Annotated in this window: 37 protein-coding genes; all 37 read right to left on the bottom strand. The window is 33.7% G+C overall.

From position 1 onward, the window contains the following. Nucleotides 1-114: 114 nt before the first annotated feature. Nucleotides 115-4,050, bottom strand: a complete 3,936-nt coding sequence (locus ACXAFV_RS13855; RefSeq protein ID WP_475127922.1) for a PHP domain-containing protein — start codon at nt 4,048-4,050, stop codon at nt 115-117. 54 nt (nt 4,051-4,104) lie between these two features. Then, nucleotides 4,105-4,722: a hypothetical protein gene (locus ACXAFV_RS13850; RefSeq protein WP_475127291.1), complete on the bottom strand. Its 618-nt coding sequence runs from the start codon at nt 4,720-4,722 to the stop codon at nt 4,105-4,107. 12 nt (nt 4,723-4,734) lie between these two features. Further along, entirely contained in the window at nt 4,735-6,441 is a 1,707-nt protein-coding gene (locus ACXAFV_RS13845; protein WP_475127290.1) for a DHH family phosphoesterase, read from the bottom strand. Then, complete coding sequence (locus tag ACXAFV_RS13840) at nt 6,438-7,520, bottom strand: hypothetical protein (protein WP_475127288.1); 1,083 nt, start codon at nt 7,518-7,520, stop codon at nt 6,438-6,440. Before ACXAFV_RS13840 ends, ACXAFV_RS13845 begins: the two co-directional genes overlap by 4 nt. A 47-nt stretch (nt 7,521-7,567) precedes the next feature. Beyond that, the gene (locus ACXAFV_RS13835; RefSeq protein WP_475127287.1) at nt 7,568-9,100 is read right to left on the bottom strand and encodes a DnaB-like helicase C-terminal domain-containing protein; all 1,533 of its coding nucleotides are present in this window, start codon (nt 9,098-9,100) and stop codon (nt 7,568-7,570) included. Between the two features lie 12 nt (nt 9,101-9,112). Next, nucleotides 9,113-9,586, bottom strand: coding sequence for a hypothetical protein (locus tag ACXAFV_RS13830; protein WP_475127286.1), 474 nt, complete (start codon nt 9,584-9,586; stop codon nt 9,113-9,115). 62 nt (nt 9,587-9,648) lie between these two features. Then, a complete protein-coding gene (locus tag ACXAFV_RS13825; RefSeq protein ID WP_475127284.1) occupies nt 9,649-10,626 on the bottom strand; it encodes an ATP-binding protein in 978 nt (325 codons plus the stop codon). Nucleotides 10,627-10,707: 81 nt separating this feature from the next. Further along, nucleotides 10,708-11,628, bottom strand: a complete 921-nt coding sequence (locus ACXAFV_RS13820) for a hypothetical protein (RefSeq protein ID WP_475127283.1) — start codon at nt 11,626-11,628, stop codon at nt 10,708-10,710. A gap of 68 nt (nt 11,629-11,696) precedes the next feature. Continuing rightward, the gene (locus ACXAFV_RS13815) at nt 11,697-11,861 is read right to left on the bottom strand and encodes a hypothetical protein (RefSeq protein WP_475127282.1); all 165 of its coding nucleotides are present in this window, start codon (nt 11,859-11,861) and stop codon (nt 11,697-11,699) included. An 81-nt stretch (nt 11,862-11,942) separates the two neighbouring features. Beyond that, nucleotides 11,943-12,143: a hypothetical protein gene (locus tag ACXAFV_RS13810; protein ID WP_475127280.1), complete on the bottom strand. Its 201-nt coding sequence runs from the start codon at nt 12,141-12,143 to the stop codon at nt 11,943-11,945. A gap of 39 nt (nt 12,144-12,182) precedes the next feature. Then, complete coding sequence (locus ACXAFV_RS13805; protein WP_475127279.1) at nt 12,183-12,407, bottom strand: hypothetical protein; 225 nt, start codon at nt 12,405-12,407, stop codon at nt 12,183-12,185. Nucleotides 12,408-12,445: 38 nt separating this feature from the next. Beyond that, nucleotides 12,446-12,799, bottom strand: coding sequence for a hypothetical protein (locus tag ACXAFV_RS13800; protein WP_475127277.1), 354 nt, complete (start codon nt 12,797-12,799; stop codon nt 12,446-12,448). 11 nt (nt 12,800-12,810) lie between these two features. Further along, nucleotides 12,811-13,437 (bottom strand): DUF4230 domain-containing protein, encoded by a 627-nt coding sequence (locus tag ACXAFV_RS13795; protein ID WP_475127276.1) that lies wholly within the window; start codon nt 13,435-13,437, stop codon nt 12,811-12,813. A gap of 30 nt (nt 13,438-13,467) precedes the next feature. After that, nucleotides 13,468-13,602: a hypothetical protein gene (locus ACXAFV_RS13790; protein ID WP_475127275.1), complete on the bottom strand. Its 135-nt coding sequence runs from the start codon at nt 13,600-13,602 to the stop codon at nt 13,468-13,470. A gap of 246 nt (nt 13,603-13,848) precedes the next feature. Beyond that, nucleotides 13,849-14,067 carry a hypothetical protein gene (locus ACXAFV_RS13785; RefSeq protein ID WP_475127273.1) on the bottom strand — a complete coding sequence of 73 codons (219 nt, stop codon included), beginning with the start codon at nt 14,065-14,067 and terminating at the stop codon, nt 13,849-13,851. A gap of 13 nt (nt 14,068-14,080) precedes the next feature. Then, a complete protein-coding gene (locus ACXAFV_RS13780) occupies nt 14,081-14,299 on the bottom strand; it encodes a hypothetical protein (protein ID WP_475127271.1) in 219 nt (72 codons plus the stop codon). Nucleotides 14,300-14,635: 336 nt separating this feature from the next. After that, on the bottom strand, nt 14,636-14,878 hold the full coding sequence (locus ACXAFV_RS13775) for a helix-turn-helix domain-containing protein (RefSeq protein WP_475127269.1): 243 nt from the start codon (nt 14,876-14,878) through the stop codon (nt 14,636-14,638). Between the two features lie 25 nt (nt 14,879-14,903). Then, nucleotides 14,904-15,248, bottom strand: coding sequence for an IDEAL domain-containing protein (locus ACXAFV_RS13770; protein WP_475127267.1), 345 nt, complete (start codon nt 15,246-15,248; stop codon nt 14,904-14,906). A 272-nt stretch (nt 15,249-15,520) separates the two neighbouring features. After that, complete coding sequence (locus tag ACXAFV_RS13765; protein WP_475127266.1) at nt 15,521-16,033, bottom strand: hypothetical protein; 513 nt, start codon at nt 16,031-16,033, stop codon at nt 15,521-15,523. Nucleotides 16,034-16,086: 53 nt separating this feature from the next. Beyond that, nucleotides 16,087-16,269, bottom strand: a complete 183-nt coding sequence (locus ACXAFV_RS13760) for a hypothetical protein (protein WP_475127265.1) — start codon at nt 16,267-16,269, stop codon at nt 16,087-16,089. Further along, nucleotides 16,269-16,424 carry a hypothetical protein gene (locus ACXAFV_RS13755; RefSeq protein WP_475127263.1) on the bottom strand — a complete coding sequence of 52 codons (156 nt, stop codon included), beginning with the start codon at nt 16,422-16,424 and terminating at the stop codon, nt 16,269-16,271. Before ACXAFV_RS13755 ends, ACXAFV_RS13760 begins: the two co-directional genes overlap by 1 nt. Before the next feature lies 1 nt (nt 16,425). Then, nucleotides 16,426-16,557: a hypothetical protein gene (locus tag ACXAFV_RS13750; protein WP_475127262.1), complete on the bottom strand. Its 132-nt coding sequence runs from the start codon at nt 16,555-16,557 to the stop codon at nt 16,426-16,428. A 191-nt stretch (nt 16,558-16,748) separates the two neighbouring features. Next, nucleotides 16,749-16,892 (bottom strand): hypothetical protein, encoded by a 144-nt coding sequence (locus tag ACXAFV_RS13745; protein WP_475127261.1) that lies wholly within the window; start codon nt 16,890-16,892, stop codon nt 16,749-16,751. 169 nt (nt 16,893-17,061) lie between these two features. After that, nucleotides 17,062-17,394 carry a hypothetical protein gene (locus ACXAFV_RS13740; protein ID WP_475127260.1) on the bottom strand — a complete coding sequence of 111 codons (333 nt, stop codon included), beginning with the start codon at nt 17,392-17,394 and terminating at the stop codon, nt 17,062-17,064. A 16-nt stretch (nt 17,395-17,410) separates the two neighbouring features. Further along, nucleotides 17,411-17,632 carry a hypothetical protein gene (locus ACXAFV_RS13735; RefSeq protein ID WP_475127258.1) on the bottom strand — a complete coding sequence of 74 codons (222 nt, stop codon included), beginning with the start codon at nt 17,630-17,632 and terminating at the stop codon, nt 17,411-17,413. A gap of 23 nt (nt 17,633-17,655) precedes the next feature. Further along, nucleotides 17,656-18,042: a hypothetical protein gene (locus ACXAFV_RS13730; protein ID WP_475127256.1), complete on the bottom strand. Its 387-nt coding sequence runs from the start codon at nt 18,040-18,042 to the stop codon at nt 17,656-17,658. A 30-nt stretch (nt 18,043-18,072) separates the two neighbouring features. Further along, nucleotides 18,073-18,255 carry a hypothetical protein gene (locus ACXAFV_RS13725; RefSeq protein ID WP_475127254.1) on the bottom strand — a complete coding sequence of 61 codons (183 nt, stop codon included), beginning with the start codon at nt 18,253-18,255 and terminating at the stop codon, nt 18,073-18,075. Between the two features lie 36 nt (nt 18,256-18,291). Continuing rightward, nucleotides 18,292-18,552, bottom strand: a complete 261-nt coding sequence (locus ACXAFV_RS13720; RefSeq protein ID WP_475127253.1) for a helix-turn-helix domain-containing protein — start codon at nt 18,550-18,552, stop codon at nt 18,292-18,294. 1 nt (nt 18,553) lies between these two features. Beyond that, on the bottom strand, nt 18,554-19,105 hold the full coding sequence (locus ACXAFV_RS13715) for a hypothetical protein (protein WP_475127252.1): 552 nt from the start codon (nt 19,103-19,105) through the stop codon (nt 18,554-18,556). Continuing rightward, entirely contained in the window at nt 19,102-19,512 is a 411-nt protein-coding gene (locus ACXAFV_RS13710) for a hypothetical protein (protein ID WP_475127251.1), read from the bottom strand. Before ACXAFV_RS13710 ends, ACXAFV_RS13715 begins: the two co-directional genes overlap by 4 nt. A gap of 83 nt (nt 19,513-19,595) precedes the next feature. Further along, nucleotides 19,596-20,288 (bottom strand): hypothetical protein, encoded by a 693-nt coding sequence (locus ACXAFV_RS13705; protein WP_475127250.1) that lies wholly within the window; start codon nt 20,286-20,288, stop codon nt 19,596-19,598. Between the two features lie 48 nt (nt 20,289-20,336). Continuing rightward, a complete protein-coding gene (locus ACXAFV_RS13700; protein ID WP_475127249.1) occupies nt 20,337-20,648 on the bottom strand; it encodes a hypothetical protein in 312 nt (103 codons plus the stop codon). 265 nt (nt 20,649-20,913) lie between these two features. After that, entirely contained in the window at nt 20,914-21,099 is a 186-nt protein-coding gene (locus ACXAFV_RS13695; RefSeq protein ID WP_475127247.1) for a hypothetical protein, read from the bottom strand. Nucleotides 21,100-21,111: 12 nt separating this feature from the next. Continuing rightward, nucleotides 21,112-21,318 (bottom strand): hypothetical protein, encoded by a 207-nt coding sequence (locus tag ACXAFV_RS13690; protein WP_475127245.1) that lies wholly within the window; start codon nt 21,316-21,318, stop codon nt 21,112-21,114. Nucleotides 21,319-21,528: 210 nt separating this feature from the next. Next, complete coding sequence (locus tag ACXAFV_RS13685; protein WP_475127243.1) at nt 21,529-22,215, bottom strand: DUF3603 family protein; 687 nt, start codon at nt 22,213-22,215, stop codon at nt 21,529-21,531. Further along, nucleotides 22,212-22,619, bottom strand: coding sequence for a hypothetical protein (locus ACXAFV_RS13680; protein ID WP_475127242.1), 408 nt, complete (start codon nt 22,617-22,619; stop codon nt 22,212-22,214). Before ACXAFV_RS13680 ends, ACXAFV_RS13685 begins: the two co-directional genes overlap by 4 nt. A gap of 1 nt (nt 22,620) precedes the next feature. Next, nucleotides 22,621-22,803 carry a hypothetical protein gene (locus tag ACXAFV_RS13675; protein WP_475127241.1) on the bottom strand — a complete coding sequence of 61 codons (183 nt, stop codon included), beginning with the start codon at nt 22,801-22,803 and terminating at the stop codon, nt 22,621-22,623. Nucleotides 22,804-23,093 lie beyond the last annotated feature (290 nt).

The raw sequence follows: 23,093 nt of genomic DNA, 5'->3' as shown, positions 1-23,093 counted from the left end.
ATTTTATATAAATTGTTTAGTAAATGAGTGACGATTCAATCTCTTTTATTCTCCGTTTTACTTCCATTTACTCCTGTTTTCAAATCATAATTTGGAATGAAATCACACTTTTATTCAGATTTCTTCTCGTTCTGTTTTTAAGGTGAGATTTCCTTGATCGTCAATATCCTCAATCAAAGCGACAGTGTGTTGGTAAATACTATTCTTATATTTCCTTGGAGAAAATTGATTACCTCGTCTGAATCCGGTGATAAGTAGTTTATTCCCTCGTGTAAACCAAGAAGGTTCTACAACTTCCTTCTTTCCATTGCTAGTAGGTCGGGATAATTGCTTATTGTAATGACTGAATGCTCCTCCATAGAACTTTACAGTTACAACTCCATCTGTTGTAAGCAGCGTAACTTTATGTTTATTCTTATCTCTATCTAGTACAGTGCCAGCAATACGGGAAAGTTTGAATATTTTACGTTCGATCCCTCTGGACATATATGTATCAACTACTTCAGGATCTTCAGGTAGTTCACTAAAGATAGATACATCGTACTTTTCTTTATTCATGTGGGCTAACTCGTGATCATGATAGTAGAAGGACAGTGAATCCATTTCCCATTTACTTAGTGACCCATCTAGGAAAGCTTGTGACTCTCTTTCAAACAATTTCTCATTCACATATTGTAATGTTTCTTCTTTGCTCATCCATTCCTTAAGTCTTTCCATATGAGCATCATATTCTTTCTTAAATTTCTTCTCAGAGATGATTAGCTCTCCTTGATCAGAAACATCCTCTACACATTTCTCGGTAAAATGCTGGTTAAAGAATGGCGAAGCAATATCATCTAATTTGAACCATCTGTCTTTAGGTGACTTAATTGTTTTATAGACTGATTTGGAAATGTATGCTTTGTATTTAAACATTCTCTCACAAAGATGAAATTCATCAGGAATTAAACCTTCATTAACTAACATATTCATATTCTGCATGTTTAGTTGTTTCTTAGGTTCAAAGAGATGTGCTGCAAACTTCTTCATTATCTCTTTTCTGTCTCCGAATGAATCAAAACATCCACCTTTTATTAATTGTGTGATTTGTCCTTTCTTCACTAGCCCAGTCGTAAACATCTTATCAATGAAGTGATCGAATGACTCATATGGTCTTTTGGAGATAACTGTATGGACTACTTCATCACCTATTCCATTCATCCCCTTTAAGCCAAAAACAATTGAGTTATTTTGTAAATCAGGAGTGAAGCCAAACTTAGCTTTATTCACATCCGGTAGGTCAACTTTGATTCCTCTCTGACGAATGTTCCCTATGGCATAAGCAATCTTTCCATAGTTTGTTGACTTATTCTTATGATCTTCTTCAATGGTTTCCAATTCATTGCTACCTGCATTGACTGATAGACAAGCAGTCTGCCAATAAAGAGGATTATATTTATAGTTAAGATTAAGCTCTTGAATTGCTACTAGTGAGTAAGCAAGTGTATGTAATACGCTAAATGCGTATCCAAGTTGTCGTTTAATCTGTACATTCCACACATAGTTCAATAGCTCATCTCTAGTTCCTAAGTCCCTACCCTGCTTAAAGAAGCTTTCCTGAATCTCTTCTAGTGCTCCTTTTCCCTTGGGTTTTGCAATTGCCTTTCTTAATTTATTTGCCAGAGTAACATCAAAACCAGCAATTCTTTTATCCATTGACAATTGCATAACACATTCCTGTGTATCTGCCACTCCATTTAATTTTAGTAAATGATCTTCCATAACTTTAATCTCATTATTATTTAAACCGTATTGCCCCATCTCTTTATACCAGACCGAGATATCATTCTTATGTTTAATAAATACATCAATAGGTTGTTCTTCTCCATCAGACATTAATCGCATAAGAGAGTTTGCTGCAGCAGTTTCCAATAGATTACTTGGCTTAACTTTCTTTGTTGTTTCCATACCAATTTCAGTAGAGAATTGAAATAAATCAAGAATTTCTCCACTACCTAACATTTTATAGATATCTGATTTTGTCTTTTCAATATTGTCAGGGTGTAAATAAGTATTAAAGGTTTGACGTAAATTCTTAATCCATTTTATTTCATCATGTTCTATTAACATGTCTAAGGTAGCTCTAATTTTATCTAAAGCTTCAATTGTCAACAAATCAAACTTAACATTTCCGACTGCTTCGCAATCCCCAAGATTAAATTGAGTAATAGGATCTCCATTTGGGGCTTTCATCATCGCATTGGATTTATAGTAATCTTCATTAAAGATGATTATTCCACTGGCATGAATACTTCTTTTGTTGACCAAACCTTCAATTTTTAAAGCAGTTTCTTTTAAGTGAGGATATTTTTCAACCTCTCTGATGAACTCCTTAATTGGCTTTCTTTCACCATCTTCATCTCCATAGAAGCATTCAGTAAGTGTCCAGTTTTGACCACGTTCGAACGGTATCATTCCGCTTAAATATAGAGCAATATCACTATCTATTCCCAATCCCCTACAAGCTGTCTGAAGTGCCGATTTGCTTTTCTCAGTTCCGAATGTGCAAACCTGCAAGACTCGATTATTTCCGAAATGACTAATTAAAGCTTTAATAATTTGAGGTCTTTTACTTCCTTCTGAATCTACGTCTATATCTGGAATGTCCGGTCTTGATCTATGCAGGTGTCTCCAATGTGGTAATTCAATGCCATATTCAAGTGGATTTACTTGTGTAATACCTAGTAAGTAATTAATTAGAAATCCGGCAGCAGATCCACGACCACTTCCAACTAATGAGTTTCCACCACACTCATCATCACTCCAAATTATGTTGATGATTTCTTGAACAGTGATGTAATATGAAGTCATTGCTTGATTTAAGTTAACGCTGATTTCCCATAGCTCTTCTAACTCCATGTTGATACGACCAAGTATCTGATGGAATTTTTCTTTACTTAAGGCATTAAATGGGATATATTCTTCAAACCCATCTTCAAGCAGTTTGACCATGTATCTATCTTGCTCATTATCTGAATCAACCATTTTCTTAATATAAGCATATTTATCATAAGCAGGTTTAAAGAGATGTCTAATTTCAAATTCAGGTAATTCTATCTTAGGAATGACAGGATCATGTTCAATTGTGTAATCTTCAACCATTTCACCGATTAACAATGTGTTTTGAATAGCATCATCAATTATTTCTCTATCTATATAGTTCATTCGTTCATATATTTCTTCTTCAGTTTGAAGGAAACATGCCTCATAAAAGTCATCTACTTCTCTTTCACCCTCTTTTGAGTTAAGAAAAGCCTTATGTACTACTCTGTCTTCTGGTCTTAAGTAGTGAGTGTCAGTGCTTATTATTCTTTTCAGACCAAAGTAATCTGCAATTGGGATAAGTTTTTGATTAACATATATCTGCTCTTCTGATAAAGCTGGTTGCAACTCAATAAAGAAATTATCTTTGCCAAAAACATCAATATTCCATTGGATAAACTCCATTAATTTACCTTTATGATAATTGATTAATTCTTGATTGTTTTCTAACTCAGCATCCTTCAATGCCAAAAGATGAATTGAGCTTTCTGAACCTAAACAAGCAGTAGTTGCAATAAGGTGGTTTGGATCGTTCACAACCACTTCTTTTAAAGTTTCTTTAATAGTTGGAGTTCTTTCCATAAGTCCAGTATGGAAGGAATTTTCCCAAGCCTTACTACTTAAATACCTTAGTTGCTCATGCCCTTTTTTATCTTTACTGATTAAAAGAAAATGAGGAAACTTTGTAATGCCAGACTTGTAATTGTCACGAGTCTCCTCTAATGAATCAATGAGGTATATTTCATTCCCCAAGATCAACTTGAAATCTTGAGGAATGTCACCTTTTTTCTTTAAATCTTTAGCCTTTTTGATTGCTTCAATGTGGGCTGATATAGATTCATGATCAGTTATAGCCAACCCTTTATAGCCAATCTTTGCTGCAGTATGTATTAACTCTTTTACATCATTTGTGCAGTCAAGTAACCTTAAATTGCTTCCCTTAGCTGTGTGATTGTGACATGAAATTATACACAATGATTATCTCCTCCAATCTTTATTTATTCTATTATATCAGTTTATTTATTATAAATAAAGATATTTATGTAAATTTAATTCCTTGGCTTTTTCTTTTCTTTTTTCTATTGCTTTATCTAAGTCTTCAAAGTAGCCAAAATGTTTTAGTATTTTGTTTACTCTTAGCCTAAGTCTCCATTTTTTCTTATCTTTGTCCCATGTTAGACCTTCTAAACCCACCTGTTTCTCTGCTGGCTTACTGATAAGCACCGGAGCAAAAAGATCCTCACCCTCAATTCCATTTGAGTATCTATTATAAAGCGTTGCTCTGTCAATTCTTTTCTCTTCAGCCCATTCAGTGATGGTTTTTGTTTGATTATTTATTGTTAGATAGGTGCATGTTCTTCTATTGTTTCCTTGTTCTTTCACTGTTGCCCATCTACAGTTGTTTGGTTCATAATTGCCATCATTATTAATTCGATCTATTTGTAAACTCTCTTTATAACCGTTATTCATTGCCCAATCATAGAATGCAGTAAAGTCTTTATTCCACTCATCACAAACTCTAATCCCTCTTCCACCATAATTGCGATAGTCGTGGCTTGTTTCTTTATTGCAACGATATCTCATACCATCCCATATTTTATATATTCTTGTACCTGTCATACCGTGAGTTTTAACGCCCACAATCCCCACCCCTTAAAAGATAAATTCTTTTTTCTTTGTCTCAATTACTACAAAGTCTTCAACTAGAATTTGCGGTTTAATTTCCCCGTTATATTCATTAACACTTGCCCTTCCGACAACATTCATAACTAACCTTTCACCTTCACTGATTATTTTTTGATATGTTTCTTCCGAACTGAAGAATTTTATATAATCAATACCTTTGTATGTAAATTTAATTGTGTTTTTCTTGCTGCCTAGAAGGTGTATGTCTTCTTTATTCACTTCAATATCTTTTATTGCAATTACAGGCTCTTCAACCTTGTAACCCCAAATATCCCTATGTTTATTTATTTCTATTAATAACCCACTTTTTAAGTTTTTGGCGGGAACTATAAAGTCAACTTCATATGAATTAACATCAATTTTAACTTCTTTTAATTTATCATTGATCATGTCATTCACTTCGACTATATTATCAAAACTTATTTGACAACCTGCTGCATTAGAATGTCCTTCAACATAGTCGAATTTACCAGTTTCTAATAGAAACTCTTTTAAGTTTTTAATTGCTCCTTTATCATAACCTCTTATTGATCCATTCAATATTGGCTTATCATCTCTCTGCCTTAGAAGCAATGCAGGTCGCTTATACTGTCTAGTTAGACTGTTAGCCACAAGACCAGTTAAGTTTTTATCAAGAATGTCTGATACATTCACAATAAGAATTTTATTATCCAATAAGTTCTTTTCTTGAATCCTTTCTTCAATGGCTGCAACACCTTTATCCCTCATTCTACCTTGTCTTGCTTTCACATTCGTTAATAGTCTTGCTGTTGCGGTTTGAATGTCTTCACTTTCTTTTTTACGAGTATTGTAGATTAACTCTTTTGATTCTAGGAAAGCTCTCATCATCTGAAGTTTTTCCTCAAGATTTCCGGTTCGAATACATGCATTGATCAGTGGGACTATATAGAATTGGCAGTTGATAACATTGATTATTCCCTTAGTTGAATATGATTGCTTATCAAACAATGCATTAAGAAATGAATTATTGATTTGCTTTAATCCTTTTTGCACATAGTATCTTGTCTCAAGAGATCGTAAATCCATCATGTCACCAATCAAACCAATAGCCACTAAGTCTAAATAATGATCAGCATGTTTAATTTCTATTTTATCATCAATAGCTTGCAGAAATTTATACACTACTCCAGCTCCTGAAAAAGCCTTGTTTGTATACTCAGGTGATAATTGATTATTTACTACAATAGCATCCTCAGATTCCTCTTCGCATTCATGGTGGTCTAATATAATAATGTCCATACCTTTATCTTTTAGTTCTTTGTGTTCTTTATACTGATTTGATCCTGCATCTGGAATTAACACTAAATCTACATCATTAGGCACTTCTTTAACAATAATTCCATGTTGCTTTCCTTCATGAATCCTCCACTGTAGATTTATTTCAGGAAATACTTTAGTTAAATAGTTTATGAGTGCTGCACTCGAAGTCGTTCCATCGGCATCTGGATCGCACTGTACAAATATCTTACTGCCCTTCTTAATATGTTCTAATAAGCATTCTGCAGCCTCTATAATATTCCTTAATTTACTCCAATGAATCACATCTTTTTCACTGGTAGACAAAAAGGATTGAATGTCTTCAATCCCTCGATTTCTTAAAACTGTCTCAATTGGATTCAAATAATCATTCTTACCAATCAATTCGTACTTCATTGCTCCACCCCACTTGTTTTTATCTCATATTTACACTTCATTAATTGCTCAAGTATTGATTTACCTTTGTCTACTGGGCTATCTTTGTAGTCAAGCAGTTCAAAGTCGTCCCAGAGGATATATGTACGGCAATATGGTGTAAATTTACGTGCAAATTTCAATAATTTGTCTTGGTATTTCTCTATCAATTTTTGATAAATTTCTTCAGTTTCATGTTCCTTTTTAGCCCTAAATTTATCAAAGCCAATAAACACTTCTTCCACGCCTAACGATATAGCAATATCTCTATGAAAATCAGTAATTTGCGAAGAGCACACAGCACAACTAAAATTATCTTCACCGTAAATGTCTTCTGTTTTAAATACTGATTTTTCTCCCTCATAGAAAAATATCTTTTTTAAACGCTTGATGGACTCTTGAGTTTTATTAACTCCAAAAAGGTTAAACATCGTCTGGTGGTTGTAGTTCTTATTTCCAATGGTAATAGGCATATACTTTTTACCATTTTCGAGATCTTCTTCAATTAATGACCGTCTTCGGATACCCACCAAACGATTATTGATATCAAAATGAGGAATGGTTATTGCTTCATGACCTTCTCTGAAATAATACCCAATTCCAAATTTCTTTCCAGTCTCAATAGAAATACCCTCATCTAGCCAGCTCTCATGTAAGCTAGGAATAAACCTATCCAGCACATTACTATCGTATTCTGGAAGCTCAATTATCTTTTTTTCTTTTTTCTTAAGTCGATTGATCCAGTCCCAGTCATTAATTAGTTCACTATTGTTCTCTTTAATGACTGCACCAAACCCAAATGTCTTACCTGTAGTATTAGCCACATATCGAACTGCTTGAGAGAATGAAATTTTCTTTACTCTTTCAACAAGTTCATAAATGTCCATGTTTTCAGAGCAAGATGTATAACAGTGAAACTCTTTGTCCCTCTCATAATAGTAGAGCTTGTGGCTATCTCCACCATGACATACAGTTTGAAACATTGGATTACCTTGATTGTCTTCTCTTGGTTCATTGCTGCCTAAATTATGTAGTAGTAGATTTATATCCTCTAGAGTCAATGACTCTTTGAGTTTGTCCTTATCGTATCTTATGGGGACTCACCCCTTTAAAAGTCAAGTTTCTTAGATTTTATTTCTGTTGGTTCGATGCTGATTAATTCGTAGTTATTTTTTGTTAGAAAAAGCTCAGTTTGTCGCATAGTATCAAAGTCAACATATAACCAAAGCTTACAATCCTTATGTTCTGTCTCACGGTTTTTATAAATGTGATACACAATGTTTGGCTCTTTGCATCCAAACATGTTTTTCATAATTGGTTCAATTGCCTCAAGATCCTTTTGAGATGGACTTAATGCTATAATCCCTTTTGTTGCTTTATCTGCAATTGCTTTTGATCCCCTAAGAACAGTTGAATCTGCGTTTTCAATATGCTTCCACTCTCCATTTACCTGTGTGGCTGTTTGAATGTAAACATTGTAACGTTTTCTCATCTGGTCTAAACGATTCATAAACATGAAAAGAACCATATCTTCTCTTAGTTTCATTCCCTTGGATGAGTTTGCAATTTCCTCTAGGATGCTCATTGAAATATGAAGGTAGTCAAAGTAGATGTATTGAGCCTGATTTTCAATGATGTGCTGTTTAATTTTATTTTCAATTAACTGAGTATCAAAGTCAGGTATGTATTCAATCCAGAAGTTACTTCGCTCAAGAATCTTAACTGCATACTCTAATCGCTCATCTTCTTCTTCAGTGGTAGCTCCGTCTTTGATCGTTCTTTCAGGTACACCGGATATGTAAGCTAAAATTGTACTTTGAAGGGCATCCCCCTCAATCTCTGTACTAATGAATAGCACGTTTTCACTATTGTTGTTTGATACCCACTCACCTTTATGTAAATCGAAAATCTCTTCAATAGCCATGTCTGCAGCTTCAGCCAATGCTAAACGAGTTTTACCTAAGTTAGAAGGGGCTGATCTTAGTCCTAAAGATTTAAGTTTTGCTCCCCTGAAAATGGTATTTTGTAAGTTTCCTATCATGGAAATCCCATAATCGGGTGACTGTTTAAACTTTTTCAGTAATTCTCTTGCACTTGAAGAAGCATGGATTGTCTTAGTCTCTTCACTGCTGGAGAATTGATTAGCAATTTCAACTAGTTTTTTGTCGAAGTGCTCAATCATCTTATCAATTGTTAACTGATCAAATTCACCCATCATTGACTCTGCTTCTTTAGGGTCAATGATACTCTCATCATAAATCTCAGTGATGTCAAAACCATGACGCTTATATTCTCGTAAGAGACTGTACTTTTTCAGTCGATTGTAACTATAATCAAAATTTCTGATGTGGGAAATTTCAATTGCATTTTGAAGATATTCCAAACCATCATTATCAGTAAATGTTTTGTATTGAACATCATAATTGCTCAAGAAGGTATCAATCATCGGAATATCAATTTCTTCAATACCCTGCTCAAACAAGTTATTTATTGCAGCAAAGATAATTACATAGAATGAAGATTCTCCTTCAGCAAAAAAATCTTCCTTACTTAATTTATACTTATGATCATCTAAAAGTGATGGTTTTTTCATTATGTTACCCAGTACTTGTAGTGTTGCTCTTTTGTCAATCAGACTCATCTCTTCACCTCTCTATAATGAGCTAATGTCAATCTGCTCTACTTTCTTCTTGTATGTAAATTTAGGAGAGTGAACCTCTATGGTTTTACATTCCTTCTCCTCATGATTCTCTAGACTGTTTTCAACGTTGAGTTTCATAATATGGTGCTTCTTTGCTTTCTCATAGTAGTAAGGGATAATGCCTATGCCACTATCCTCAAGTACAGATTTACCCATAGTTTCATGAAAATATTTTAAGGTTAATTCCATTCCTTTATATTGATAGTTGTATTGCTCTTTAAAGTCCTTAATCTGCTTTAACATCATTCCAGTAGGAGCATCTAAACTATAAAGTTCCATTATGTATTCAATAAGGCTGTTCCTGTGCTCAGTTTCTAATTTCCATGTATCAAAGCACTCCTGATGGTAATACCTCTTTTTATATGTATAAGCCTCATCCTTATCTAATTTATCCTCACAATAAGGACACTTAACTAATCTAGCCAAGATTACCACCTCTCTTAAACAAAAGGAGAGTAAATTAATACTCCCCTTTATCTAGTTATTTATTATTCACTTAGTAAGTCTTTAAGATCATCTAAGATTAGACTCATTACTTGAACTTGGTTCTTCTTGCAGTCAGTAACTTTCCTTCCAACTCCAAGATGTTTTTCAACTACTTCCTGAAGATCCTCTAATCGTTCATCTTCTGCCAATTGAGTACCAATTTCTTTAATTTCATCCATTAGTTCATCATAATCCAATTCTTCAGACTTGAAGCGTTCTTTCTGTTCCTCATAGGATACCGCTTCTACACCCTCTACTTTTTCTTGTCGTTCAATTGCTTCTGCAATAGCTTTTTCAAGATTTTCTGCAGTAAACTCCTGAATATATGTATCAATATAATCAAAGCGTGATCTTGCGAAGAAGTTTTCTGTTTCAGCAAACCATGCTGAAGACTTAACCACATTATTGTCATCATCTACTCCGTTGCTAGTAAGGAATACAACAATATCAGAGTTATCAACAATTGGCTTGATTGAACGTTTATCACCTTTAGGAATACGCTTACCTTCTTTAGTTTCCTCTTCATGAGAAATGAAAACAAGTGTGTAACCAGTACCTAGAAGTTTATCAATTTCAGCCCAGAATTCAGTTTCATACTCTTTCCAAAGTCCAAATCCTCCATTACCCTCACCAATTGTTTCAACTCCATGCTTTTTACAAAGGAAATCTTGGCAATATAATGCTGATGTATACACCTCATCAAAGATAATCGTCTGATAAAGTTCTTTTGCTTTATCTAACGTTTTAGGATCAGTAAGCTGCTTATTGATTTTCTTAAAGTCTCTCCAGTTATTAATTGGCAAAAAAGGAATACCACTGATTGCACGAATACCTTTTTCAAATCCAAGATAGAAAGGTTTTTTCATTCGTGTTGCTTGCTTAGTTTTACCTAAGTTATTGCTTCCATAAATCGTGATTACCTTGCCTTCTAGACCTTTAGCTACTACAGAAACTTGTGGATTAAAAATATCAAATGACATATAAATTAATTTCCTCCCTGTTTGTTTATATTAGGAGAGGAGTGACCCTCTCCACTTATATAATTACATTGGTTTATTTTATTAAAATGGCAAATTGTCAGTGTTGATTTTTGATTTCTTTTCCCCAGAAGATTTACCACCAAATCCACCTTTTTTCTCTTCTTTCTTGTTGTCCTTATTCTTAGCCTTATTTTTCATTTCTTCTAAATATGTTTCACGCTCAGTTAAGGCTTTACCAATCAACTCAGGATCATACGCTTTTGCATTTTCTTCTTCGTATGGCTCTCCTCCGCCTGTAACAACATACTCACGAACAGTATTGTATGTAATCGTTTCTTTATCTTTACCGAACGCTGCCTCAGTTTTCTTAACGATTTTCTCTTTAAAGTTTACAATTTTACCGTAAACAAATACTGTTGATCCTTTTTCGTAGTTATCTTGAACGTATTCAGCACCCTCTTCAGCCACTATAAAAGAGAATGGGATAACTTTACCACCAAAGACAGGGATAAAGCCTTCAAGCACAGCACGATCTGTTTCTTCACTGTTCTTGTTGAATTCTGGTTTAGTCGCTTTAACCATGATTTCAACTTCGAATTCTGCTCGTGGATCATATTCTTCTCCAGCTTGCACTCGATTAACGAAGTTTGTGCTAATTTGTGGGAAAGATTTTAGTTTTTCGTCTTGACCGTAGTATTCATTGATGTCAATTCGACCTTGATTAACTCGTACCTTGTCAGCCTCTTCACGACCAACATCAGCAACTGATTTATATTCATTGATTACAGTTTGGAATCCTTTAGCAATTCCATTTTCTGAACCATCTTTCTTCTTATATTTAGTCATGCCGTGTACAGTATGTACTTCATTTTCTCCAACTTCAATATCAAGTTCGATCTTGAATCCTTCTTTGCTGCTCCACTCACTGTGACGAACCTCTAATAGTAATCCTTCAACCGTTACCTTGTTATCTGCTTCTCTTAAAACGTTTTGTTCTGCCATATTAATATTTCCTCCTCTTATATCCTCTTAAATTATTAGTTTATGTAATTCATATTCCGATAAAAACTTTATTTCATTGAAGATGTTGTTAATGATTTTCGTACAGCTTCAACCGTATCCTCATTGGTTGGGATTCCATCAATTAATCTAAGTACAACTGCTTTCAATTCTTTCAGATCATTTGCCTCCCTCACATCTTGAAGTAAAAGCTCTTTGTATTTCGCTCGTAGCATTTTCCTCACCTCCTTGAAATACGTTTTCTTTACTACATTTATGATTATATCAAGTTATTTTATATATTACAATAGGTAATGTTAATTTATTTTATTTAATTTGTTGAAGTGATGAATCTCTCCATCTACTGAAGTCCACCTGTACTCCCAACCGTCACTCTCTAACACATTCATTGCTATTTTTGTGGAGGGGAATGTATCAATCACTCTATCATTTACCATCCACACAGACAACGATTTATTACCATTATAAACTTCAATTAACTCACCTTTATGATCCATACACACTCTCCCTTTCCATGTCCAGATAAAAGTGCAGCTTTATTGTGAATTCCTATACCAGCCCAATCTATTCATTTCTAACTCGGATAATGACTCAATCTTATCGCATGAATTAAGCCTAATTAACTTTATATTATTAAAGTCCTTATTCAGTCCTTCGTAAATTTTATATAAATTTTCTTGTGTGATGCTATCAGAGTGGACAATAATTGTGTCGCCATCTTTAATATCTAAGTTAGTCGCATTTAAATATTGATCTTCCACCGGATTCACTCTCCTTGATTCACTTTAAAATCATCAATTTATTCAAAGTGTGCCTCTCCGTATTTCCTATTCCGATCCCAAACTAATACAAACGGAAAACGATGATTCTCTTCATTGAAGTTTGAATACTTAAATGGATGTCTAAGTGATTGTCTTAAAGCCAATTCCTTAAGGCTTTCCATCAAGTGAGGATGTTTTTTAGTCCAACTATCATTCTCTTCCTTGACTTCCTCAAGAAACCAATCGTATCCTTTTCGTACTATATTAGATACGTTAAAGCATGTTTCGATCTTATGTATTTTAGAAAATGTAATTGTCGCCCTATACGCTGGTAAGCAAGTAAATGCAGGAATACATTTACCATTAGAGATATTAAAATATAATACTTTCAAGTTTCCACCTCCTATTCAAATACCACCGATTTTACATTTGGTATCAGTCTCAATATGTCTTCTACAACATCTTTATTATGTAAATCAGCCTGCCTCATAATCTCAGAATTCTTAAGTATCTCATTCTCAACATTCTTAACTGCAGCCTTATAGAATTTCTTTTCTTCATCTTCATCCATTGCTAATCTAAGCCAACCGGATTCTTTCTCAAATTCGACTTGATCATATGGAATCTCCAAACTAATCATTGTTGGCTTAGGCAACTTCAGATAGATGATACCATTCTCTGAATCTATATGTTTTACTTCAATATCCTTTGTTTCAAGTCCTAACTTATATGTAGCTTCCACAGACAGTTTTGTTTCTCTTGTACCTGTGAATCCATCATCAACATCTATATATGTCTTGCTGATTGATTGCTCCATACTAACCAACTGACTGCGACTTGTTAGCTTCCCCATAACCATTTCTGCACTAATTATATAATGCTCATCTGCAATCTGTTTGTGCTGCTTAACGATTTGAATAGGTTGTTCTGGTTGTGTAACTCCTCGGATCGTATTGAATGCTATGAATAAGGCTAGGATCAATAAAAAACACTTGAGGAGGAATTTATAAAACTGCGGTTTAAGTTTCATTTCCTTTCCCTCTTTTCATTATTAAGTTATTTATTTATTATTCTTGAAAGGATCATGCTCAACTTTCATATTTGAGGTCTTTATTGTAGTTTCAAATATTTTCTCTCCAGTTTCCTTATTGTATAGAATTACTTCTGCAGTCTCACCCACTGTTAACTTGCCCAACTCTTCACCTCCAAATCAGAATAAAAGGACAATTTTATTCAAAATTATTACTTTCAAAAGCCTATTATATCAACGTTTATAGAGCCTATTTTTCTGGAAAACTGTTATTTTTGATCAAAAGTCACAAAAAAGGGGATTTTACGCTATTTTACTGATTTCCCCCCTCTGAAACCCTTGTGGCTCTAAGGCTCAAATTCACGATAAAACTAGGATTTCATTTCCTGAACTACATTTTCGGATAGTTCATTAATCTTCTTTTGTTTCCATTTCGTCTTTTATGATTTCTATGGTTTCTTTATTGAGCACAAATTCGGAAGTTTGTTTATAGTGGCTCAACTCGTTATTTTCATTTCTCAATACCTCAACTTCTTCAATTAAGTTAATAACACATTGCTTTTGTTCATCCGACACATTCCAGTATTTCAGACTGTTCCTAATGTTTTCTAACCCTCTGCTTGAGTACATTTTTTCACCACCTTTACAAGTCATGTTTGCTTTTTAGGTCACGCATTACATCCAGCATGATTGAAAATGTTTCTCTTAGCCTAGATGGGTTATTTTGAAGTAATCTTGTTAATTCTGTGGTTATAAAAGAGTGATTTTCTTCATAACGCAAACGATTACTTTCAACATCCGCATCAAATTTATTAGGATTAAATTCATACTTGCTTGCGCCCATTTGCGATTGTTTTCTCAAAATGCTCACCTCTCTTTTATTACGCAATTTGGGTCTACAATACAGTAACCTCACTAAACTTAAATCGCTTAACCCTATGTCCATCTGAATCTCCTTGATCCATCCAGACCTAAACACCATACATCTCATTTGAGAATATCACTTGAACAATTCCCTCACCTGAATACATACCTGACTTGCAGCTTACTCTAGCTCCTATTGCTAACTTCTTCATTTCAATAAGATCACCTCGTTTATTGGTATAATCTTATATTAATTTATTTATTATAATAAGTCAACAAGTATTTGATTATTTTTCAAATTAATTTCACCTATGTAGAAGAGGCTGCTAAACCTCTATAAACTCGGCTTATCTTTCTGCCACTTTTCCCATTGATCACTGAATCCAACTATAACCTTTTCCAGTTTCTGACCATTATCACCAGATGGCTTAGTCGATCCTTCTTCCCAACGTTGAATAGTGTATGTCGCTACACCTAATAATGAAGCTAAATCTGACTGTGATAATCCATTCTGACTCCTAAACAACTTAATCGGATTACTCTTTTTCCACTGCTGCATATCTTCTTTGATTCCCACATCAATCACTCCCCTAATGTAATACTTAGAGTATATGTGGTAATGGTTGTTTAGTTTCCTCTTTTCTTATGACATTGATCAATTTATTTCTCTTTGCAGATAAAACCATGAACCAATCCTCATCATTCGTATCAATCGCTAAATCAATTAAACTGTCTATATCCTTGATAAACTCCTTAAGTGAATCTACTTTGACTGCTGCTTCATTATATTCAACCGGGTACCCTTGAATCATTCTTTTTACAAATGTCTTATGTGTTACCGGATACTTGGCTCCCCAGATATCAAACTCTTTAAGATAATTCTGCTTATAATATTTCTCAATTCCCAACTCGTCATGATATTCACAGATGTATTTAGATTTCCTCATGCCAACTCACAACCTCCACTTTACAATTTTCACAGATTTGTTTACCGTTTTTCTTTACTGATTCATTCCAGCAAAAGTGACAAACATTTGTAAGGCAATCAACTTTGATCTGTTTATTTTTATTAATTGTATTTGTATTCATGTAATAACTCCCTTTCGGCTTTTGTTAATACATGATATGGTGTGATGGTTGTGGTGGTGTTGGCTATGAATTGAAATGTGTGATTGCCTATGCCTATTTTAATTTATGTATTCTTAATGAAAGACAAGTTTTATATAGAAATTCTATGTAACCTCAATTGTTCGAAAAGATTATTCATCCTATCAAAAGGTTTTCCGTAAGTATTCTCAAGCCATTTAATATCTTCTTCAATTGTTTCAGGATATGAAGAAAATACAAGTCCGTAATAATAAATCCCAATGTTAACTGGGCTACCGTGTCCGTTAATTCTGTGCTTTCCATATGAAAAATAATCAACCGCTTTTGGAGGAAACCCTAGATACTTCCCAAGCAACAAATGTCTTTCAGTCATGTTAAGTTGACCTTGAATTGCCTCATTGGTTTTTATAATATCCAGCTCAACTTGAAACTCATCTAAATCCTTTTTGTTTTTAAAAATCAATATTTGATCTCTCTGTTGATCAGATATATCAAAATCAACATATGGATACATCAACTTATTTATGAAAATGTCTACACCTGCGTCAAATTTGTTAACAAACAAAGCAACCTTGTTTTTGAAATTGTAGAAGAAACTTAAATCGCATTTTACAGCTACTTCCATCATTTCACCTCCATATTCACCATATTCAAATAAATTCCCTGATCTATATTGAATTAATTATCTTTAGTGATTCCGATTACATCCTTCAATTTTATAATTCCTTTATCCCAAGTAATAAAACCTCGCTCATTGAGAAGTGCATCCTTATAATCTAACAGTAAATCACGATCGGTATAGATTACATATGATGTTACCATACCAAAAGTACTTACAAATACGGTATAATTATTACTCATTAAAACTCCTCCTGCTTATACAATTTTTCCTTCATGTGATGCAGTAACTCGATTTCAACTTCTGCCTTTCTGATTCCCAATTCCTCTACAAGAATATGAATATGTAAATCTAACTGTTGCTTTGCTGATCTAAGCACGTCTTCTTTTTTATGCAAACTAAATCCTCCCTACTAAGATTCCAATAACAAAAGCTGTTATCAATAATGCTAACTCAATAAATACCAATCCAACTGATAAATCTCTTACTTCCGGTGTGATTATGTCTTTAGGTTTCGGTGATTTTCTCATACAGCACCTCCTATTCTTTTGTCGCAAACCATCCCATAAGTGTTCCAAGTAATATACAGATGATTATCACAATGAACATTTTCAAGTCATATCACCTCATCTGTATAACCATTTCAGCAGCCACTTAACTTTTTTCTCATACTCGATTGTTAATTTAGATTTGCTGGATTTACCTAGTTTAGTGATCTTTTTCATTTCCCTTTTACCTTCCTATAAATAACAGTTTCACAATACACTTTTGTTGCTTCACATTCTGTAGTATCACGAATTGTTTCAAGATAACTGATCAATTCAGCCTTGCATACATCTCTTACAATCATAGCTTCCGTATTCACTTCTCCACCTCCAGTTTGAATGATACAAAGATTTCATTCAATTATTTTCTATCAATATATTTAACTAATGCATCTGTCAGTTTATACATGCAGACCATTGTAACGATCAAAAATATTCCGATTAACATGTTCTCACCTCTATTTATAATTAAGTTATTCATTCAATTATTTATGTATTAGCAGCTACCAGCCTATCTAAATAATACTGATGCTCATATACTGCACTAGGATCTCCACCATGAATCATCATTGTCCACTCACCATCAATCTGTACTAATTCTTTAATTAGACATGCTTTGACTCCATTTCTCAAATCATCTTCTCCAAATCCTTCAGCAAACCTAACAGGAAAAACTAATCTCTCAATGTGAGTGTGTGCATCTGATACGCAAACATATTGTGTTGGAATTTCAATTTCTCTTCCCCATGAGTCTTTGTGCAATAGCTTACTGAACTTATAATAAGACGCTCTCGGTCTTTCAGTGATTAATTCGTAATTCATCATTCCAACTCCTTTATTATTTTTCATTCAACATCTGAATGTTAATTACCGATTCAGTACGGTAACTTGTAATAAATTCAACCTCTACATTTTCAAGTTGATCAGCACTGTAGTTATAAAAATCCATTGCAGTCCTTTTAGCAAAACCTTCCGCATACTCAGGATTATCTAAAGGTACTGAAACCAAAAGGCTTAAGTGTTCATTATATACATGATACTGGTAACTTCTATATGTCATGTCTCCATCTCCTAATAAAAGAATTATTTGATTGTAACTTTAACTTCAATCTTATTACTATTAGCCACCTTATCAGCAACTTCCTTTGATCTACTCTTAATCAAATTATTTTTCTTATTGTTCTTAAAGTAATCCAGTATCAAGTTTTCAGCCACTTCCTTTAACTTCTTCTCATTTCCAATATAGCTTTCTACAATCTCATAATATTTGTCATATGATCCACCGTACCTATCCCAGATATCTTGATGAGGATTTTCAACAAAATATGTACTCGCTAAATTCTTTACTAATCTTACTTTAAAGAATTTTCCTTTTTCTTTAAACTTGACTATTAGTCGCAGCCTTTCCCAACCAGAAGAAATTTCTTCACCATCTCTATAATCAAGATATGCAATTGCATTCACTTCCATTTAACTCATCTCCATTTCCAAATGAAGGATTCATTTTATCAACTTATTAACATTCTTTTCATTAGATTTCATTTGTGAATCATATTCTCTGACCTTATATGCTAATGCATAACATGCCTCTGCGAAAGCATATCCTCCTTCTTTTGTTGACTTCCCTAACTCATTAAGTCTGCGCTTCATCTTATTTATTTTATATTCTTTAATGTCAGTCATATTTAACTCCAACTTTCATGATACTATCCTTTCATTCTAAGCAACCCTAAACCCCTTAACAGCACTCCTATAAGCGTCTTCAAGTATCTCAATTTCAACATTTGGTACAGTGCCACCCTTTTCCCATCTGCTGATAGTTGTACGGAATACATTTAATCCATTTGATCTTAGCAATGCTGCCATTTGCTCAAGGTTTAGTCCAATTGATTGCCTCATTGATTTAAAGAATTCTCCGTATTCTAGACATTCTTCTTTGGTTAGTTGTCTTACTTGCTTGTAGCCTCTTTTTAGGTTCATTTTACTTCTCCTGATTTATTTGGATTTTATCCCAATTGAATGTTTCTAGAATTTTAATTAGTCGCTCCATCTTCGGTGCTCTCCAAGATGTCATTGCGTATGTATGAGCTTTTGAAGTGTAGTGATAATGATTCTTCTCAAGATGTCTTTTTGCTTCTGCTTTGCTTAGAAACATGGTATTGGGCACGATAAAGGACTCTTCAGTAATTGGAACTTCATTGAAATAATTATCTTCATTTAAATCACTTTCTACATACTCCCATAAATCCTCAAAAGTAATATCAGGATTGTCAAGATGGGATTGTAATTCATCATTTTCTTCATCCCAATCCTTCAAGAAGTCCTTTAAATCACTTACTGTTTTGAACTCTACATGATCCCCGTCATGATAGTAATACATTGTTTCATCGCTATAATCCTCATGTGTTGGAATTGTTTTATAGTCCATGATTGACCAATATCTTGGTGCAGCTTGACAGTCATTGTCTTGCGTAGTTAGTTCTTGCTGTAGATCCTTTAAAAATTGGATATCTTCTTTAGGATTGTCTTTCATTTCGTCACCCCTGCTATCCATTGTAATTCCATGACCTTATTTAGTAGCCCTGTATTTATCTCGTGATATCTCTTATTTTCTATGCTCATTTCCTCTAACCTCTTCACCATCTCAGGAACTAAGACATGGATCATTGACTCATCATATGTAGAACAAGGAAAGTGCAGTGGTCTTGAACAGTTATTTTTATAATGTTTCACAGTCTCAATTAATGCCTCATTTGTGAGCTTAGGAGGTAAGTCATCCTGAGCATAGGAATTCATTCTCATTTGATCCTTCATTTCGGATGTTACAGATTTATCCTGTAGCTTACTCACATGGACTTGCTTGCCATTAAAGTCAATGTACTTCAACTCATATAATTCTTTCTGTCTCTCATAATGTTCCTCCGGTAATTTAAATCCCATTTTTCAATCTCCTTTATTCTCCCGTATGCTCGCTCATGCTCCTATTTTCAAACTATATTTCACGATAAAATCTATATTTTATCTTATTTTTTCCTTGGTGACTTACTCACTTTATTGACTTGTGAGTTTTTATAATCACTGTATTGCTGTGCTAATTCTTTTGTTTTGAACAAAGTCTTATAAGAGTATCCAATGCTTTCAAACTGGCTTTCATCAATGATCAAGTCCTTACCAGAAATGCTATCATCATAATAAGTAAACCACTCATCATGTCTGTCATTATGTACTTTATACCATGCTATACCATTTCCATTCCTAATTGAAAAAGTGTGTAACATAATAGGGATTGGCTCATAAACTTGAATTTTGCTGTCGCAATCACAAGTCTCATACGTTTCTTTTCCTAATGGAGTAGTGTAAGGAATTCTTCTATCTTCATTACACTTATCGCATTTTGGTTGTCGCCTACCTTTTGACCCAACTGTAAACAGCTCGATCTCACAGTCTTTCATAAGTTCAGACAAACGTTCTCTTCTTACTTGATGTAGGAGATTACTTCTCTCATATTCCAACTCTCGTTTCTTTTTCTCATAGCCATTTTTAATGCCCTCAAAATTCTTCTTCACGTTTTGCAATTCAGCATTTTCCTTCTTCAACCGTTCCATTTCATTTATATAATCTTCCTTCACCTTGCTCATCAGACTAGTTTTAAATTCCTCAATTTGCATTTCAAACTCACTTGGCTCATAGTAGAAATCCTCTTCATAATAATTCATCCAATTATCTCCTTTTTCGATTAATTTATTTACAATAAAATGCATGATTTATACCAACTTTCCTGTTATAACAGACTCTAAATTAGGCAGCTTTTTAATGGTTTTCTTTGCCCGATCTATTAGTTTTTTCTCTGCTGTAACCACCCTCTCTCCCCAACTTCTCCTGAGAATTAAATTTCGTAAAGTCTTCTCATACACTAATTCAATTGAATGGACTGGTTTAAATTTAGTGTATGGTAGTTTTTTATGGTAAATTGTTGCTGACACGGCTACATACAACTCATTATCCATTGAGCTATTATTTAAAGACTTTTTAACTTCGATATAATAATCAGAGTTTGCATCAATAATATATTGCACTTCTTAACCTCCTAAAATAGATGAAATAGCTAGTATTACATTGATGACTATCAATAAAGCAAATCCACTAAACAATCCATAGCTTCCTTGGTCAAATGAGTCAATAGCCCACTTACCTAAGATGAGACAGACAACAATTGGTATAATGACATTTAACATTTGACTTGGCTTTTACCTTTACAATGATTTAGGTCTGCTGCTTTGCAGAGTTTATTAAATAAGCAGGCATTACAAAGATTGTTCATCTTCTTAATCCTTTTATTCATTATAATCCCCCACTATCCTTTAAGTTTATAATTATTATAGTTTTATTACTTATCCCAACATCTTTTTCTACGGATAGATCTTTAATCTTCGCATTGTAAGTCATGTCACGATAATAAACTTTCACCTCTGTATCGTCAGGCAGTCCACATTTATTTAATTCGTCTAACAAAATGGCTTTGTTCACTTTGCTCCCCCTCTATAATCTATTGACCTCTCCCAAGGTAAACACTTGACCAGTCTTATTCCAGATACTCTGATTGAATTCATCTCGTCCCCCAAATTCAACCTTATGAAATTTATCCCCTTCATATTGTAAGGTAAACGTTTTAAATTCTAATGATCTCTTACTTACTGTCTCGAATACATCACCTTCATAAATCTGAATAACTTTTTCTTTGCTCATTTCCATCAACTCTCCCTTATAAGTATATTAAAGCTAACACCATAAATCCTATAGTTAACACTAAAAACAACTGCCAGTATTCTTTTATGAAAATCTTCAATGTGTGGGTGAAAAAGAGTTCAATTTCGACAATCATGCTTATCCATAGTTCATATACTTTATTCTTAAACAATTCTCCACATCTCCCTATGAAACAATCTTTTTATTATATTATTTAACCAAACTCAATTTCCCTAACAACTTCTCAATATTTGCAGACTCTTTAACAATAAGACTAATAGGCAGATTCTCAATCGCTTCAAGACATTCACTCAAAGTCCCATTCTTAACTTTCACATATGTAGGATAATCAATCTCAGATAGCATGTATTTAATCAATGGAAGATCGTTTTCATTAACATGCTGCAGAAACTCATCTAACTTCTTATAGGATTCCTTCTCCTTACGTGTCAATCCAGCACTATATTTATATTTGCTTATTTCATATTTATACTCACTCTCGATATGGTTACCTGCATCTGTAACCATTTCAATAACTAATTGATACTGTCTAGGGATAACATGGCTTTTCTCTAGCACTCTCATGCCATCATCAAGTTTTACAGTCAATACCCTCTCCCCATCAGACATGATAAACATATATTTCACTTGGATTCTCTCATGATTTTTCCTGTAGTAAGCATTATCCTCAACCATTTTGGCAATCTCCTTAACTTGATTACCACCAAAAGCAACATAGTTAAAAGTATCAACGCTTACTTTCAATAAAGGGATTTGATCAACTAGTTCAATATCATCACCTTCTTTTCTCCACTCATGAAATTCAGGCACATTAAAGTAATTATCCTCTTTGACAAAGTTTACCCAGAGATCGTGAACGAATAGTCTATTAGTCATTTCACTTCAGCCTCCTTATTATTAACCATTCCACGTTTCATCCAGTTATACTTATGCTTCAATTTATGTTTCAGATTTCTCATATGTAATCCAGTATATGACTCAGCATCTTCAATTCCTAACTCTTTACTCAACTTCACATACTTTACTTTATCAACTTTCCAATCTTGAGGAGAGTAACATTTATTTCTCATCCATGTAATTACCCCTCTGTCATTGACTGTGAAGTGGAGATTGCCGTACATGTATTTCTGATGTTTGAATCCTTCTGAATTTGCTTTAGCTGCTATATCCATATTTCGTGTCATCTTCCTCTGAGCCTGATCTCTTGTGATTTCATCATTTCCTGCAACATTCTTCTTGTAGTATTCAAATAGACCTTTCTTAAAACGTAAGATTTCCATATTAAAACTTCCCCTCTTTTGATTTGATTTCTGATATAAGTATCATCTTGCTTGCCTTGAGGTAATCCTCTGCGAAGTCCATATCCCCAATTGCCAATCGTTTATTGTCTTGATCTAAGTTGTTTAGTGCGAGCTGGCAACTGTTGATTGCCTTTAACAATTTTTCTCTTGCTAACATCTTCAACCACTAACCACCTTTCATATTTGTTAACTTAATATTAATTTATTTCATTTAATAATGCAAGCACTTTTTAAATTTATTTTCAATATTTTTCTATTTTAATAAAATCAAAGTTTCATTTCCTCTATAAACCAAAATCAGCCACCAAACTTATATAATTCGATGACTGACTAATTTTTGTGGGTGTCTTTACACATTTGTAATATGAACTTTAAAAAAAATATGTTATGATATTCTCGGAAGGATGTTCCTAACCTGACATGCTTCTACTAATCTTGTAGTCACTAAGTATT

It is taken from the genome of Rossellomorea sp. ABR4_012, assembly GCF_056159545.1.
This window is presented reverse-complemented; position numbering and strand designations above follow the sequence as displayed.

Excerpts from the sequence above, each read along its gene's own strand:
- ACXAFV_RS13845 (WP_475127290.1), bottom strand. The coding sequence starts at position 6,441 with ATGAAGTACGAATTGATTGGTAAGAATGATTATTTGAATCCAATTGAG.
- ACXAFV_RS13835 (WP_475127287.1), bottom strand. The coding sequence starts at position 9,100 with ATGAGTCTGATTGACAAAAGAGCAACACTACAAGTACTGGGTAACATA.
- ACXAFV_RS13825 (WP_475127284.1), bottom strand. The coding sequence starts at position 10,626 with ATGTCATTTGATATTTTTAATCCACAAGTTTCTGTAGTAGCTAAAGGT.
- ACXAFV_RS13820 (WP_475127283.1), bottom strand. The coding sequence starts at position 11,628 with ATGGCAGAACAAAACGTTTTAAGAGAAGCAGATAACAAGGTAACGGTT.
- ACXAFV_RS13815 (WP_475127282.1), bottom strand. The coding sequence starts at position 11,861 with ATGCTACGAGCGAAATACAAAGAGCTTTTACTTCAAGATGTGAGGGAG.
- ACXAFV_RS13810 (WP_475127280.1), bottom strand. The coding sequence starts at position 12,143 with ATGGATCATAAAGGTGAGTTAATTGAAGTTTATAATGGTAATAAATCG.
- ACXAFV_RS13795 (WP_475127276.1), bottom strand. The coding sequence starts at position 13,437 with ATGAAACTTAAACCGCAGTTTTATAAATTCCTCCTCAAGTGTTTTTTA.
- ACXAFV_RS13785 (WP_475127273.1), bottom strand. The coding sequence starts at position 14,067 with ATGTACTCAAGCAGAGGGTTAGAAAACATTAGGAACAGTCTGAAATAC.
- ACXAFV_RS13770 (WP_475127267.1), bottom strand. The coding sequence starts at position 15,248 with ATGAGGAAATCTAAATACATCTGTGAATATCATGACGAGTTGGGAATT.
- ACXAFV_RS13765 (WP_475127266.1), bottom strand. The coding sequence starts at position 16,033 with ATGGAAGTAGCTGTAAAATGCGATTTAAGTTTCTTCTACAATTTCAAA.
- ACXAFV_RS13760 (WP_475127265.1), bottom strand. The coding sequence starts at position 16,269 with ATGAGTAATAATTATACCGTATTTGTAAGTACTTTTGGTATGGTAACA.
- ACXAFV_RS13750 (WP_475127262.1), bottom strand. The coding sequence starts at position 16,557 with ATGAGAAAATCACCGAAACCTAAAGACATAATCACACCGGAAGTAAGA.
- ACXAFV_RS13740 (WP_475127260.1), bottom strand. The coding sequence starts at position 17,394 with ATGAATTACGAATTAATCACTGAAAGACCGAGAGCGTCTTATTATAAG.
- ACXAFV_RS13735 (WP_475127258.1), bottom strand. The coding sequence starts at position 17,632 with ATGACATATAGAAGTTACCAGTATCATGTATATAATGAACACTTAAGC.
- ACXAFV_RS13730 (WP_475127256.1), bottom strand. The coding sequence starts at position 18,042 with ATGGAAGTGAATGCAATTGCATATCTTGATTATAGAGATGGTGAAGAA.
- ACXAFV_RS13725 (WP_475127254.1), bottom strand. The coding sequence starts at position 18,255 with ATGACTGACATTAAAGAATATAAAATAAATAAGATGAAGCGCAGACTT.
- ACXAFV_RS13720 (WP_475127253.1), bottom strand. The coding sequence starts at position 18,552 with ATGAACCTAAAAAGAGGCTACAAGCAAGTAAGACAACTAACCAAAGAA.
- ACXAFV_RS13715 (WP_475127252.1), bottom strand. The coding sequence starts at position 19,105 with ATGAAAGACAATCCTAAAGAAGATATCCAATTTTTAAAGGATCTACAG.
- ACXAFV_RS13710 (WP_475127251.1), bottom strand. The coding sequence starts at position 19,512 with ATGGGATTTAAATTACCGGAGGAACATTATGAGAGACAGAAAGAATTA.
- ACXAFV_RS13705 (WP_475127250.1), bottom strand. The coding sequence starts at position 20,288 with ATGAATTATTATGAAGAGGATTTCTACTATGAGCCAAGTGAGTTTGAA.
- ACXAFV_RS13690 (WP_475127245.1), bottom strand. The coding sequence starts at position 21,318 with ATGAGCAAAGAAAAAGTTATTCAGATTTATGAAGGTGATGTATTCGAG.
- ACXAFV_RS13685 (WP_475127243.1), bottom strand. The coding sequence starts at position 22,215 with ATGACTAATAGACTATTCGTTCACGATCTCTGGGTAAACTTTGTCAAA.
- ACXAFV_RS13680 (WP_475127242.1), bottom strand. The coding sequence starts at position 22,619 with ATGGAAATCTTACGTTTTAAGAAAGGTCTATTTGAATACTACAAGAAG.